This window comes from Pseudoalteromonas luteoviolacea NCIMB 1944 (assembly GCF_001625565.1).
GTDB lineage: Bacteria > Pseudomonadota > Gammaproteobacteria > Enterobacterales > Alteromonadaceae > Pseudoalteromonas > Pseudoalteromonas luteoviolacea_F.
Genome location: NZ_AUXS01000012.1, coordinates 1 through 14,439 on the forward strand (window position 1 = coordinate 1; position 14,439 = coordinate 14,439).

At 42.5% G+C, this 14,439-nt stretch carries 14 protein-coding genes; 3 read left to right on the forward strand and 11 right to left on the reverse strand.

Going from position 1 to position 14,439, the window contains the following annotated elements:
- Positions 1-567: 567 nt before the first annotated feature.
- From lysS to xerD, 5 genes are all read right to left on the reverse strand, one after another.
- Positions 568-2,109, reverse strand: coding sequence for a lysine--tRNA ligase (gene lysS / locus N483_RS01185; RefSeq protein ID WP_023399596.1), 1,542 nt, complete (start codon positions 2,107-2,109; stop codon positions 568-570).
- Positions 2,110-2,136: 27 nt separating this feature from the next.
- A protein-coding gene (gene prfB / locus N483_RS01190) for a peptide chain release factor 2 (protein WP_155250764.1) occupies positions 2,137-3,235 on the reverse strand; the annotation gives its coding sequence in 2 pieces (ribosomal slippage) (positions 2,137-3,159 and positions 3,161-3,235; 1,098 coding nt in all).
- 193 nt (positions 3,236-3,428) lie between these two features.
- Positions 3,429-5,159 (reverse strand): single-stranded-DNA-specific exonuclease RecJ, encoded by a 1,731-nt coding sequence (recJ, locus tag N483_RS01195; RefSeq protein WP_023399594.1) that lies wholly within the window; start codon positions 5,157-5,159, stop codon positions 3,429-3,431.
- Positions 5,160-5,287: 128 nt separating this feature from the next.
- Positions 5,288-6,019, reverse strand: coding sequence for a bifunctional protein-disulfide isomerase/oxidoreductase DsbC (gene dsbC / locus N483_RS01200; RefSeq protein WP_023399593.1), 732 nt, complete (start codon positions 6,017-6,019; stop codon positions 5,288-5,290).
- A gap of 63 nt (positions 6,020-6,082) precedes the next feature.
- A complete protein-coding gene (gene xerD / locus N483_RS01205) occupies positions 6,083-6,991 on the reverse strand; it encodes a site-specific tyrosine recombinase XerD (RefSeq protein ID WP_036976353.1) in 909 nt (302 codons plus the stop codon).
- Between the two features lie 95 nt (positions 6,992-7,086).
- Here xerD and fldB point away from each other — a divergent pair, with 95 nt between their 5' ends.
- Positions 7,087-7,608 (forward strand): flavodoxin FldB, encoded by a 522-nt coding sequence (fldB, locus tag N483_RS01210; RefSeq protein ID WP_023399591.1) that lies wholly within the window; start codon positions 7,087-7,089, stop codon positions 7,606-7,608.
- 28 nt (positions 7,609-7,636) lie between these two features.
- Here the strand turns inward: fldB and N483_RS01215 are convergent, their stop codons facing one another.
- From N483_RS01215 to N483_RS01225, 3 genes are read right to left on the reverse strand one after another with little or no spacing between them, the layout of a single operon-like run.
- Positions 7,637-8,032, reverse strand: coding sequence for a VanZ family protein (locus N483_RS01215; RefSeq protein WP_023399590.1), 396 nt, complete (start codon positions 8,030-8,032; stop codon positions 7,637-7,639).
- A 13-nt stretch (positions 8,033-8,045) separates the two neighbouring features.
- On the reverse strand, positions 8,046-8,555 hold the full coding sequence (locus N483_RS01220) for a hypothetical protein (protein ID WP_023399589.1): 510 nt from the start codon (positions 8,553-8,555) through the stop codon (positions 8,046-8,048).
- Positions 8,556-8,607: 52 nt separating this feature from the next.
- Entirely contained in the window at positions 8,608-9,306 is a 699-nt protein-coding gene (locus N483_RS01225; RefSeq protein WP_023399588.1) for a tRNA1(Val) (adenine(37)-N6)-methyltransferase, read from the reverse strand.
- Between the two features lie 67 nt (positions 9,307-9,373).
- Here N483_RS01225 and srmB point away from each other — a divergent pair, with 67 nt between their 5' ends.
- Complete coding sequence (gene srmB, locus N483_RS01230; RefSeq protein WP_023399587.1) at positions 9,374-10,606, forward strand: ATP-dependent RNA helicase SrmB; 1,233 nt, start codon at positions 9,374-9,376, stop codon at positions 10,604-10,606.
- Between the two features lie 100 nt (positions 10,607-10,706).
- On the opposite strand, the gene N483_RS01235 is transcribed toward srmB, so the two are convergent.
- A complete protein-coding gene (locus tag N483_RS01235; RefSeq protein WP_023399586.1) occupies positions 10,707-11,060 on the reverse strand; it encodes a hypothetical protein in 354 nt (117 codons plus the stop codon).
- 146 nt (positions 11,061-11,206) lie between these two features.
- On the opposite strand from N483_RS01235, the gene N483_RS01240 reads away from it, so the two are divergent.
- Positions 11,207-12,001 carry a hypothetical protein gene (locus tag N483_RS01240; protein WP_023399585.1) on the forward strand — a complete coding sequence of 265 codons (795 nt, stop codon included), beginning with the start codon at positions 11,207-11,209 and terminating at the stop codon, positions 11,999-12,001.
- On the opposite strand, the gene N483_RS01245 is transcribed toward N483_RS01240, so the two are convergent.
- Positions 11,958-13,133, reverse strand: coding sequence for an MFS transporter (locus N483_RS01245; RefSeq protein ID WP_036976311.1), 1,176 nt, complete (start codon positions 13,131-13,133; stop codon positions 11,958-11,960). The two genes, N483_RS01240 and N483_RS01245, sit on opposite strands and share 44 nt — an antisense overlap.
- Before the next feature lie 248 nt (positions 13,134-13,381).
- Positions 13,382-14,161 (reverse strand): peroxide stress protein YaaA, encoded by a 780-nt coding sequence (gene yaaA, locus N483_RS01250; protein ID WP_023399583.1) that lies wholly within the window; start codon positions 14,159-14,161, stop codon positions 13,382-13,384.
- Positions 14,162-14,439 lie beyond the last annotated feature (278 nt).

A 14,439-nucleotide genomic window follows, 5' to 3' on the forward strand; every position in this document is an offset into this window, starting at 1 on the left:
AGCCACTCGGCCACCTCTCCGTCTTTGTGGGGCGTATAATATAGAACAGAAAAAATAAGTCAAACACTTTTCTTGTAAAAAATGACTATATGGTGACAGATTGAACACACTGCCTTTTTTTCTTACAAATTGCTCTATTCCTAGTCATTTCTGTAAGTTGTAGGGGTGGAGAACTTGCTCATGAGACGTTGTTTACGGTCAAAAACCTCTTCAAGGTAGGAGTCCAAATAACCCAACTTTTGAAATTCGACAATACACTGTCTGCAGTATTCCCTTCTGGCAGCTTCATGCTTAATTTGTTCTTCATCTAATTCCGGCATAATTGTATGTTTTCTGATGATTTATTTAACAGATGTGTCGTAAATGCCTCGTCAGTATAGGAATGAGCCAAAAAATTGCCAACAAGCCTGACTGGAATATTTTGTATTTATTACGGATACATAAATGATAAGAGCCTGTTTTTGCGTAAAAACAGAGATATTATTGAGAAATACCAAATTATTTTTGAGATATATCTCACATGGATAAAAGAAAAGCGCCTAAAGGCGCTTTTCTTTCTATATATTGTTAGTCCGCTTGCGGGCGCATATGCGGGAACAAGATAACATCTTTGATTGTCGGTGAATCTGTGAATAGCATCACTAAACGGTCAATACCGATACCTTCACCTGCCGTTGGTGGTAAACCATACTCTAGCGCTTGAATGTAGTCAGCATCATAGTGCATCGCTTCGTCATCACCAGCATCTTTTTCTTCTACCTGACGAGCAAAACGCTCAGCCTGATCTTGAGCATCGTTTAACTCTGAGAAGCCATTTGCAAGCTCACGTCCACCTACGAAAAACTCGAAGCGATCTGTAATGAATGGATTTTCATCGTTGCGGCGTGCTAATGGAGATACTTCCCAAGGGTATTCAGTGATGAAAGTTGGCTGAATTAGCTTGTGTTCTGCAGTCTCTTCAAAGATCTCACACAAGAATTTACCAGCACCCCATACACACTTTTCAGGGATCTTCACATGCACTTTCTTCGCGTAAGCAACTAGCTCATCAAAGTGGTTTTCAGGATCTTTAAAGATGTGGGCACTTTCTTCTGCATCTGGGCCATGCTTAATGATTGCATCCGCCATTGATAAACGTTCGAATTGCTTACCAAAGTCGTATTCGATTGTTTCAACAACTTCACCTTCTGCATTCTTAACAGTGTTGATAACCGTTGTCGTGCCAAGTACATCTTGAGCAACTGTACGCAACATGTCTTCTGTTAAGTTCATAAGATCTTTGTAATCAGCATAAGCTTGGTAGAACTCAATCATAGTGAATTCTGGGTTATGGCGTGTTGAAAGACCTTCATTACGGAAGTTACGGTTGATCTCAAATACACGGTCAAACCCACCAACGACCAAACGCTTAAGGTAAAGCTCAGGAGCGATACGCAGATACATATCAATGTCTAATGCATTGTGATGCGTCACAAATGGACGTGCCGTTGCACCACCAGGAATAACCTGAAGCATTGGTGTTTCAACTTCCATGAAGTCACGCTCAGCAAGGAAACGGCGAATACCTTCAATCACTTTTGAGCGAATACGGAAAGTTTCACGCGTATCCATGTTGGTGATTAAATCTACATAACGCTGACGATACTTGGCTTCTTGATCAGTCAGACCATGAAACTTTTCAGGTAATGGACGAAGTGATTTGGTCAACAGTTCATACTGAACCATATCTACATATAGATCACCTTTGCCTGACTTGTGAAGTGGACCAGATACACCGATGATGTCGCCAATATCTAGTTGACCATACTTCTCTTTAAGTGCTTTCTGTACGTCTTTTGATGCATATGCTTGGATGCGACCTTTCATGTCTTGTAAAACAAGGAAAGGGCCACGCTTAGCAAGGATACGACCAGCTACCGATACCTGATGGTCTAATTCAACAAGCTCTTCTTTCGATTTATCACCAAACTTAGCCTGTAGATCAGCCGTATAGTCTTCACGGCGGAAGGTGTTCGGATGGCCATTGGCATCACAATTCTCACGAATTGAGTCCAATTTTGCGCGACGCTCAGCAATGAGTTTGTTTTCGTCTTGGATTTGATCTGTCATTTTTTAGCTCTTAGTTTAGCTTGTTGATTAAAGGCCTGATTTCAGGCTAGCTTCGATAAATTTGTCTAGGTCGCCGTCTAATACAGCTTGTGTATTACGGTTTTCCACGCCAGTTCTTAAATCTTTGATTCTAGAATCATCTAGTACATAAGATCGGATCTGACTACCCCACCCGATGTCTGATTTTGCATCTTCCTGAGACTGTTTTTCAGCATTTTGTTTTTTCATTTCAAGTTCAAACAATTTAGCTTTCAACTGCTTCATTGCTTGCGCTTTGTTTTTATGCTGAGAACGGTCGTTTTGGCACTGCACAACGGTATTCGTTGGTAAGTGAGTAATACGTACCGCAGATTCTGTACGGTTTACGTGCTGACCACCAGCCCCGGACGCGCGATACACGTCAATACGTAAGTCTGCTGGGTTAATCTCAATCTCAATATTGTCATCAATTTCAGGGTAAATAAATGCAGAGGCAAAAGAGGTGTGACGGCGGCCTGTTGAGTCAAACGGGCTCTTGCGTACAAGGCGGTGAACACCTGTTTCAGTGCGTAACCAGCCATAAGCATATTCTCCAGAAACTCGTACTGTCGCGCCTTTGATACCTGCTACATCTCCATCAGTTGCCTCAACGATTTCGACTTTGAAGCCTTTCGCTTCCGCCCAGCGCAAATACATGCGCAGTAGCATGTTACACCAATCTTGTGCTTCGGTACCGCCAGAGCCAGACTGTAAATCTATATAGGCATCGTTGGCATCTTGCTCACCTGAGAACATACGGCGGAATTCTAGTTTTTCTAGCTGCGCGACTAAACCTTCAACTTCCCCTTGCGCTTCAACAAAAGTGTCTTCATCTTCTGCTTCTACCGCGAGTTCTACCAGGCCTTCCGCGTCATCCGCACCAGCAACTAGGTTATCTATGGTTTCGACAATCACCTCAAGAGATGACTTTTCACGACCTAAAGCTTGTGCTTTTTCTGGCTCATTCCATACTGCTGGGTCTTCAAGTTCGGCATTGACTTCCTCTAAACGCTCTTGTTTTAGAGCATAGTCAAAGATACCCCCGAAGAAGCTCAGTACGTTCGCGAATTTCCTTGATTTGATTAATCACAGGATTCACTTCAAACATCTACATTACTCCAATTTATGCCTTTACCACCTAGCCTGCACTCGCTATTTTCTAGTCAATTTACGATGAGTGTTCAGGTAGGCTATCTAAACGGCCAATACTAACAAAATTTGCCGTCAGATATCAGCCCCAAAACGCGATAATTTTGGGGTTTATCCGGGATATCTCTCACTGTGGGTGCAAATGTACTGTCTTACTCTTTGACAGCTTGAATTTCACGCACAATAAGTTGCAACGAAAACTTGCCTCTGAACTCATTGATATCCAATTGATATGCTACCTCAGCAAACTGAGCTGACATATTCGGCCAAGCCCTGAGATCAACATTAAATGCAATGGCATCAACCAGTTTTCCCGTCGGGTGTTTTAAAACAAGTTTCAAGTGTTTTTCCGCGACGAGCCGCTGCTGCACTAGCTCAAAACGTTCACTAAATATCGGTTCAGGAAATTGTTGCCCCCACGGCCCAGCCGCTTGAAGCTGGTTGGCAAACTCCATGTTAAAGCACTCGCTAGGCAATGCGCCATCTGTAAGCAAAACACTTTGTTTTAACTCTTCTGTGAGTTGTTTTTCAACTTCAGTTTCAAATGCGACTTTGAACTGTGTAAATTGAGCTTCATTGATACTAAGGCCAGCAGCCATAGCATGACCACCAAACTTTAAAATTAACCCCGGGGATTGAGTATTTATGCGCTCCAACAGATCCCGCATATGAATGCCCTCTATGGAACGACAAGAACCTTTTATTTGCCCCTCATCCCCTTGCGCAAATATCACCGCTGGCCTGTGGTACTTTTCTTTTAGTCGGCCCGCTAAGATCCCTATCACACCTTGGTGCCAGTCATCTTGAAACAAACATACGGCTGTTGGAATTGTTTGGGTCTTATAACTCAATCGCTCTAGTACGGCTTGCGCTTCTTGTTGCATGCCCTGCTCTATCTCGCGCCTTTCGTGGTTTAAACTATCTAATTCGTTGGCAATTCGACGGGCTTGGTACTCATCCTTGGCCAATAAGCACGCAATGCCCAAGCTCATATCATCTAGCCGCCCAGCCGCGTTCAATCGCGGCGCAAGGGAAAAGCCAAAATCACTGGCTGTTAAACGATTCATATTGCGATTGGACACTTCTATCAGCGCTTTAATGCCTGGGCGCGTTTGGCCGTTTTTAATGCGCGCTAAACCTTGGAATACCAAGGTACGATTGTTTGCATCTAAAGCAACAACATCTGCAACCGTACCCAAGGCGACTATATCAAGTAGAGAAGCTAAATTAGGTTCTTGTCGCTGCGCATTTTGGAAGTACGATGTACCCCTAAGGTGATGGCGCAATGCGATCAATAGATAAAACGCGACACCCACTCCAGCTATCGATTTCGACGGAAACTCACAGTCATGGCGATTAGGGTTGATGATAGCGTCCGCATTTGGCAACTGCTCACCTTGCAAGTGGTGATCTGTCACTATCACAGCGATCCCCGCTGCTTTTACTATCTCAATCCCGGCAATGCATGAAATACCATTGTCCACTGTAATGACGAGATCTGGCCCCAATTGTACAATTTGTTCCGCCAGTGCAGGACTCAAGCCATAGCCTAAACTAAACCTATCTGGCACCAAATAATCTACGTTGGCAAAACCAAACTCAGGCAACCCCTGCATCAGTACGGCGGTACTGGTCGCCCCATCAGCATCAAAGTCACCGACGATGAGAATACGCTGCTGTGCATTGAGGGCTGAAGCCAGTATCTCACAGGCAACTGACATGTCTTTAAATAACTTAAAATCTAACAGAGTTGCTGCACTGTTATTCAACTCATTTGCAGATTGCACACCTCGTGCAGCATAGAGCTGTTTGATTACTGGATGGAGGCTATCAGGTAAGTAGCTGTCTTCAACGCGCGCCCGAGGCTGGATCTTGGTTTGCATAGAACTCTTCATTTAACTTTCTAATATATCAATGTGCCGCTGCGAAGCGTATTTGTAGCGTAAAGCTTGCAGGCACAAAAAAAGGCCGACCGGCCTTTTTTTCGCAATGTATCTATTATACGTAAAGCTTAAGACTTTGCATTTCTTTCTAAAGACGCAGCTAGCTCGGCCGCAGGCTGATAACCAGGAATGATCGTACCGTCTTCAAGAATAATCGCTGGAGTGCCAGAAACACCGAACTTTTGACCTAACTGATAATGTTCAGCAACAGGTGCGCTACAGCCTTTTACATCCGCAACAGGGTTACCTGCTTTCGCTTCTGTCATTGCCGTTGCTGCATCTTTTGCACACCAAACATTCATTAAATCTTCATAACCTTGGCTTTGGATACCGCCGCGTGGGAAAGCAAGGTATTTAACGGTGATACCTGCTTCTAGGTAGTCTTCTAGCTCACGGTGAAGTTTACGACAGTAACCACAAGTGATATCTGTAAAAATCGTAACCTGATGCTTTTCATTTTCAGCTTTATAGACAATCATTGAGTCTTCATATTGCTTTAAGCCTTCTTTTCGAACGCCGCTCAATGCATCTTCAGTTAGGTTTTTTCTGTTTGGAATGTCAATTAATGCGCCTTGCATTAAGTAACGACCGTCTGGGCTTGAGTAAAAAACACCTCGGTCTGTGATCACCGTTTTTAAACCTGGGATCGGGCTATCCGAAATGTCATTAACTGACAACCCTAACCCAGCTAACGACTGCTGAATTGGGTTGATTGCAAAAACTCCCTCTTTTTCAGGTGCCTCATTTGCATACGCAGAAGCACCAACCGCAAGCGCGGCTGCTAACAATAACTTTTTCATCTTTGTTCTCGTAAATTCGTTCTTCATTCACCAATAAGACCGTAAAACTGCAAATAAATTCCATCAAGCCCTAGGGTGGTGTTGCTCGTGTAATGATTTTAATCGCTCACTAGCAACATGGGTATATATTTGTGTCGTTGACAAGTCACTATGACCCAACATCATTTGCACAACGCGTAAGTCCGCTCCATGATTCAGCAAATGTGTTGCAAATGCATGACGTAACGTATGTGGCGATAACGGAGACTTAACATCAGCCAACATAGCATAGTGTTTGATTCTATGCCAAAAAGTTTGCCGTGTCATACCTATGCCACGCTTGGAAGGAAACACAAAATCATTGGCATGTTTGACCATTTGTGGCCGACCCACTTTTAAAAATTGTTCAACCCAACGCAATGACTCTTGACCCATCGGGACCATACGCTCTTTGCCGCCTTTGCCTTTCACTAACACCACAGCTTGGCGTAAATTGATTTGCTCAATTCTCAGACCAACCAGCTCGGTTACACGTAATCCCGTAGCATACAGCAATTCCAACATTGCTTTATCTCTTAGCCCCATGGCATCTTCCACATTCGGTGCAGCGAGTAATGCTTCGACTTCTTGCTCCGTTAGCGTTTTTGGCAAAGACTGTACTGTTTTAGGTTGTGCAATATTCGCCAAAGGACTTTGAGCGATTTTTTTGTGATTCACCCAATACAAGTAAAATCTTTTTAATGCGCTTATTGAACGTGCGGTGCTCCTAGGTTTGAGGCCTAAATCAACACGGTGAGCCAAATAGGCTTCGATATCTGCCACACTGACCGCCAAGATCTCTTGTCCATTGAGCTGTGCTTGTACAAAATCAGAAAACTTCTCTAAGTCATTCCTGTACGCAGCGATTGTATTATCACTCAGCCCTTGCTCTAAAAATAGCGCATCTAAAAACAATTCTATGGGATCAAAATGGTCATCATCTAATTCGAGTATGGTTTCTTGTTCGTTCACGGGCTGCCTGTATCAATTGATTAAGCCTTAATGTAGACTGCCCCCATATAATAACAGCCATTCGAGTGAAGAATACAATGCAAATCGGGTTATTTTACGGTTCAACAACCTGTTATACAGAAATGGCCGCCGAAAAAATGCAAGACATCATAGGTAAAGACATGGTGTCACTACACAATATCAAAGATGAACCATTGAAAAATGCGGAGCAATTCGACTTTTTGATTTTTGGTATCTCAACCTGGGACTTTGGTGAACTGCAAGAAGACTGGGAGTCTCAGTGGGATGATATCGAGAATGTCGAGCTAGGTGGCAAAACCATCGCGTTATTTGGCATGGGTGATCAACAAGGTTATGGCCAATGGTTTCAAGATGCACTGGGCATGCTACATGATAAAATTGCTCCTCAAGGCGTTAATTTTATTGGATATTGGCCAAATTCTGATGACTATGAATTTGAAGCATCAAAAGCACTCAGTGAGGATGGCAAACACTTTGTCGGACTCGCGCTAGACGAAGACAGTCAATATGAAAAAAGCGATGAGCGCATTGCCACTTGGATTGAACAAGTAATGACTGAATACGCCAATACCCTTTAGATTGTTATTGAGCGGCAAAGCCCGCTCATTATACCTGTGGCAACCTAGCAGTTGTTACAACTAGCCGACAAAACATTGTACCTACCAATACGCCCAGTAAATTTGCCAAAAAATCCAATGGGTCAAATGAACGACTGGGAATAAATAACTGACTAGACTCCTCAATCACAACAAATAACAAAACAAATAAACTCCCTTGATAAACTCTCCAACCCAAAAATCGCCGAGTTTTAAACTTCCAAGCAGCATTCACCAATGAACTTAGCACCATAAATAAAACAAAATGCCCTATTTTGTCTCCATAAGGCAACCTTTGCACCAGTTCAAAAAAGATACTGTGACCGCCTGTATTGGCCAAATAGACCATATAGCAAATAAATGCTAAGAAACTTGTCGCAACTATGACAACACAACGATATAGCACTCAATACTCCTTATCAGTTCCAAGACATGGTTCTTATCCACATTTTCATAGTCGGAAACCCTTTCTCAGGGCAACTCATTTGGTATGCGCTTAACAGTGGGTGTCCAATCCCTCCACCCTGTTCAAAAGCGCTGATGAGACTTTCACTGGCTCCTCGGTACCCGGCTTCATGGAACACAATGTCCAACGAAAAGCCTAAATACTTCGCCGCCGCTACAGACCAAGCAGTGGCAGCCATTTCTTCGCCCATCATTTGTTGTTTGGGACGACTATTCTTTAGTCCCGTCTTATAGATATCACCATCTAGCAGATGACGTTCAGTAGGCTCACATACAGCGTAATGTCCTGCCTCATGTAAAATATCCCCAGGGTAAGTCAGTTTATTAAGATCAATTTCTAGTCGACCCTGACGATGCCGCAATCCTGGCAGAAAAGTATCTTCGCCTAAACTTGACAGCTTATATGGCAGGCCTATTTCGGTTAAAAAGCTCAGAATTAACTTTAGCTGTTGTGCGCGCTCCATCTCACTCCTTATTTTTAAACAACTTGTTCGTATGTTTACTCCCTGTACAGCTTTACATTTTCAAATAAAAATCTCGACACAACCTTGTGTATAACTCACTGTAGTGATTATTCATATCATAAATACACAGAGACTCTGTTTTTAGCGGCTCTGCATATTTTGACAGTTCGAACATCAAACGTGAGACCGGCTTTGTTGGCGTGGTATTTACTTCGCATTGACGGACTAAATATAGACCTTTACATCGCGCTTGTTCAATAAAAACCTGTGCACCATCATAGGGTAATATAATCGCCAGCCTCCCAGCTTCTGACGAGAGGCGAAGAAAAGCCTCTATCAACTCGAAAAAACTCAAACTGTCGGTATGTCGCGCTGTATTTCTTTGTGTATTATTGCCTTTCAGGCTGCCTTGAAAATAGGGCGGATTGCTGATGATTAGGTCGAACTTCTCCCCATTATCAAATCCCTGAACCGCCTGATGGTGTAAGTTTATATCGGGCCATGGCGACTGATCAAAGTTGTGACGTGCATCTTTGACTGCGAGCTCATCAATTTCAATCGCACTGATAGCTAAGCTTGGACTTCGTTGTTTGACCATCAAACTCAACAGCCCAGTGCCCGTTCCGATATCTAATACCCTCTTTGCGCCGCGCAGCGACACCCATGCGCCAAACATTATCCCATCGGTTGAAACCTTCATTGCGGCATGGTTTTGGTCAATTTTAAATTGTTTAAATGCAAAGCTTGTCATATTGCACCTTTTAGAAAACGCCAAGCACAAGTATAATTCCGCTATTGTCCTTTATTTGTGATGCATTATGCAATTTTCTGAATTCGATCTTGATGGCAAGGTACTCTCTGCCATAAAAAAAATTGGTTATACAACCGCCACGAGCATTCAACAGTTGGCTATTCCTGAAGCGCTACTAGGGCGTGATATTCTTGCATCTGCTCCGACAGGAACGGGAAAAACCGCCGCTTTTCTTATCCCAGCGATTCAGTATTTACTGGACTTTCCAAGAAAAGACCCAGGATTTGCACGCGTCCTAATCATGACGCCCACTCGAGAATTAGCCTATCAGGTTCATGATCAGTGTCAGTCTCTTGCCGAAAACACCCATTTGAGAATTGGTGTGGTTACTGGGGGTATTAACTACGGCAGTCATAAAGAAATCTTCGAGAAGAATAATGATATTCTAATCGCCACACCTGGTCGATTAATGGAATACTTAGAGACAGAAAACTTCCATGCCGACAATGTTGAGCTATTGGTGCTTGATGAAGCTGATCGAATGCTTGATATGGGCTTCAAAAAAGAAATGCTGCGGATCTGTGACGAAGCAAAGAACCGCCGCCAAAGCTTTTTATTCTCTGCAACTCTCGAGGGCGATAGCGTCGAACTTTTTGCCGAACGTATGCTTAACGACCCGGCACTGCTAGAAGCTGAGCCGTCGAGAAAGGAAAAAGGTAAGATCCATCAATGGGCACACCTTGCCGATGACTACAAACATAAACTTGCCTTACTAACTCATTTACTAAAAAGTGAAGAAGTAGAAAAAGCCATCGTATTTGTCAAAACCCGTGAGCGTTTGGAGCAACTGATTGGTGAGCTTTATGCAAATGAAATCAAAACAACCTGGCTGCGCGGAGAAATGCCTCAAGACAAGCGTATGACAGCCATGGCTAGCTTTCACAGTGGCAGAACCAATATTTTAGTTGCGACAGATGTTGCTGCCCGTGGTATTGACGTAGCCGATATTACTCACGTAATTAACTTTGATATGCCGCGCACTGCCGACATATACGTGCACCGTATTGGCCGAACAGGCCGTGCTGGAAAAAAAGGGACTGCAATCTCACTTGTTGAAGCCCATGACGTCGAAATGCTAGGTAAAGTTGAGCGTTATACGGATCAGAAGCTAAAACGTAGAACAATTGAAGGGTTGGAGCCAAAACACAAAGAAGCCAAGCCACCGAAAAAGAAAAAAGATGCAGCAAAAATAAAAGCAAAGAAAAAAGCCGCTAAAGCAAAAAGTAAAAAGAAAAAGTAAAAAGTAAAAGTAAAAGTAAAAGTAAAAGTAAAAAATAAGCCCCGTATCAACGGGGCTTTTTAGTTGTGACTATCATTACGCAAGCAATGCGCTACACAACTTAGCCTCGGATATGGGCAAAAGACAAGGTTGGGAAGCCTGAAACACACGAAGAGCTGTCATCAGGGATCCAGATAGATACTTTCTTTTGTGTCGTCTGAGCGGATAACAATATAGCGAGAATAGCGTCTGCATTTTTTATCTTTGATGTATCCCAGCGAATTGAGTCCAAATGCCTATTAGGGCAATTGTTTGAACTAGGAATTGCGGATCCATTATTTACTTTTGGAATATAGATATAGCAAATATTATTATTTACGTGACACCCAACATGAGTAACTTGAGTATCAATTTGTTTTGCAAACGTGATTTTAGAAAATAGCGCAATAAGTATAAAAAGACTAACTCTAAACATTTTTCATCCTTAGTTAATTTAAAGTGCGCATTATATTAAAGAATAAAGAAGCAGCAAGTAGCCTACCCTCTTTAATGGCGTGATTTGTACAATATCCACATCATAACTACAATTTAATGAGTTTATTTATATAACTAAGCAGCAATATGGAAGAAGAACAGAAAATTACCCTAGAGCAATATTTAGCTGAATTACGTTTAATTGTAGATCTTCGCCTTACAACACAATATCCGTACTTTTCAGAAAAGCCCTACCCGCTTGGCCGCTGTAAAGAGATCCGCAATGCAATGTTAGAACTACTTCAAACGCGTCTCGCTATGCCAACCTTACCGGCACCACTGCAAATATTGAAAAATGAACTAAACCTTGGGCAGACTTTAAAACCGGCTTGGGGTTCCCTCAGAGATGAGTATTTTCAAAACGCTATTTTGCTTGGTGATTGGTATATTGATACCGCCAATGATACCGTGAACCCAAACAAGCCCCGTGTTGAAATCGTCAAACTTGAGCAAAGTGGATTCAGCGCCATTACAAGCTTTGAGCAATTTTGCCTAATTGCAAGAAAATACTGGCAAGTCACGATTTATAAAAACGACATCTATCCAGCTTTGGCTCCATACTTACCACTAGTATGCGTCAATAATTTAGGGGCGAGCTGGCTCGCAGCCGCCAATGACGACATGATTGCATTGGCGCGAAAATCTTGTTTTGTACTGAGTGAGCGCATACTAAACGAATTACCAAGCACACCAACACCCATAAAGCAGCATTGGTATCGTCGATACTCTGACCACACAGATTATCTATTAAAAGACACCGCGTACAGTGCCGCTGAATTTTGCCAGCGCTACAGAGAGCAACACAAAGAGCATGACTTGCTCTTTCGAGATGAAGTCGTCAAAGCCTATTTGCTTGTGGCGCAAGGGGCGAGTGTCGCTTAAACCACATTGACGCCATCAGTGCCAATATCAAAATAGGAGCGGAACCTATGTTAAGCGCTTGCCATCCAATGGTACTTTCGAGCAACCCGGCAAACAATGATGACAACGCAACCATACTAAATACGAAAAATTCGTTTGCGGCTTGTGATTTAGCCCGCTCATGTGGAAAATAGGCTTGGCTAACTAACGCTGTTGCACTAATAAACATGAAATTCCAGCCGACACCTAGGACCAACAGCGCAAGTAAAAAGTGCCACTGACTCACCCCAGTCAAATTAATTAAGGTACACACAAACATCAAAATACAGCCACTGATGATCATTGTGATAGAACCGTAGCGCTCAATGAGTTTGCCTGTAAAAAAAGACGGTAAAAACATACCTAAAACATGCCATTCAATTACCATAGCTAACTCAGCCAGATCGAAGCCATGGCGGTGCATTGCCAGCGGTGTCGCAGTCATCAACAAATTCATGACAGAGTAGCTCACCATGCCGATAAACGCAGCTACAGCGAACTGCGGCTGAGTAATGATGATCTTAATTGATCTTTGCTTCTGTTGAGCGGACTGTGTTGACACTTCCTCAAAGCTTACGAGTTGTAACAAAAATAGCGCAATGACATAAATGCCACTCAAAGCCAGAAATGAATTTGCATAGTTAATTTCTGGTAGGTAATTATTTACCCAGACAGCCAAATTTGGCCCTAATATAGCTGCAATCGCGCCACTTGCCATAATCATCGAAATCGCTCGCGCAGGTTTATCGCTAGCTTCAATCGCGGCAAAACGATACAAAGTCGCAAATCCAATACCGATGCCAATTAAGAAAGTTGCCAAACAAAAAAGGTAAAAATGACTATTCAAGAGGGACCAAAACCCCATCATAGCCCCTGATATGCCGATTAGATTTCCAAGGCTGAAACCCAATTTTCGGCCAGTTTTGGCCATTATCAAAGATGCTGGCACTGTAGTGAGCAACAACCCAAACATTTGAGTTGCTACTGGCAGGGTTGTCAATGATGCTGACGAACTCAACATTTGCCCCACTAAAGCGCAGATAGTGACTAACAATATATTGCCAGTCGTCATCAACCCTTGGCAGCAAGCCAGTAAGAATACATTTTTATTCAAAGCATACTGCCTGTGAGCTTTATTAGTCGGGCCAAATTATTAATATACTTCCGGGTGTGGAATAACTTCACAGATTGATTCTGCTTGGCAATGCCTTGCACAGGGTTGTGTAAGTTCATTTTCTTTGCATATGCTAAGACACTCTTGCTGCTTATGCTGACATGAAATTTCACCACTGGAGTTCAAAATTGACACTCGCGCACCACACACTTGTAATAATATAAAAAGCCCTATATAAATTATTTTATTCAGGCTTGCTCTTCTCTTAAAAATACTGGCTCATTAGCTTTAACTGTTGCCTCTTCGCTAAAATAATAACCAGAAATATTAAATTCTTTTAATGACTCGATATCATTTACTTTATTTTCCATAATATATCTTGCCATCATTCCACGTGCTTTTTTAGCATAAAAGCTGATCACTTTATACTGACCATTTTTGCAGTCCTTAAATACAGGAGTGATAATTTCAGCTTTCAGTGCCTTTTTATCAACCGCTTTAAAATATTCATTAGAAGCAAGGTTAATAAGCTGACTAGAATCTGATTCTGCCAAAGCTTCATTGAGCTTATCTGCAATAATGCTGCCCCAAAACTCATAGAGGTTTTTTCCTCGTGAATTGGCAAGCTTAGTACCCATTTCTAAACGATATGCTTGCATAAGATCCAGGGGTCTCAACACTCCATACAATCCAGATAAAATCCGCAAGTGCTGTTGCGTATGCTCCAATACATTTTGAGGTAAGCTGGTGGCATCTAAATCTGCATACACATCGCCATTAAAAGCAAAAATAGCTTGTTTTGCATTGTCAGCAGTAAAAGGCTGTGACCACTCGGCAAATCTCGCCGCATTTAAACCAGCCAGTTTATCGCTGATTTTCATTAAACTACCTATTTCTTGAGGGCTTAAATCACGACATACTGAAATTAATGCTTCGGAATGCGTCAATAATTCAGGTAGGGTGTGATGCGTTGTTGGCACACTAGAGTCGTAATCGAGATTTTTTGCTGGTGAAATTACCGTGATCATTGATAGCCTATTGACTTAAATATTGATTAATGTCAATTTCAACACTATCCACAGTTGATCGCAAGCGTAAAATCTTCCGCCTTCAGTTGCTCAGTCACATAACCACGAGGTAATAGACAGCACCTTACTGTGGGTAAACATAACTCGCCTTATTATAAAAATGACCAAAACCGGCTAGGACAAAACCATATGATATAAGTCATGCGGACATTTGACCTATAAAAGCCGATCATGGTGTTGCAACATAAGGTGTGTAATTTATTTATAGCTGCAAATAT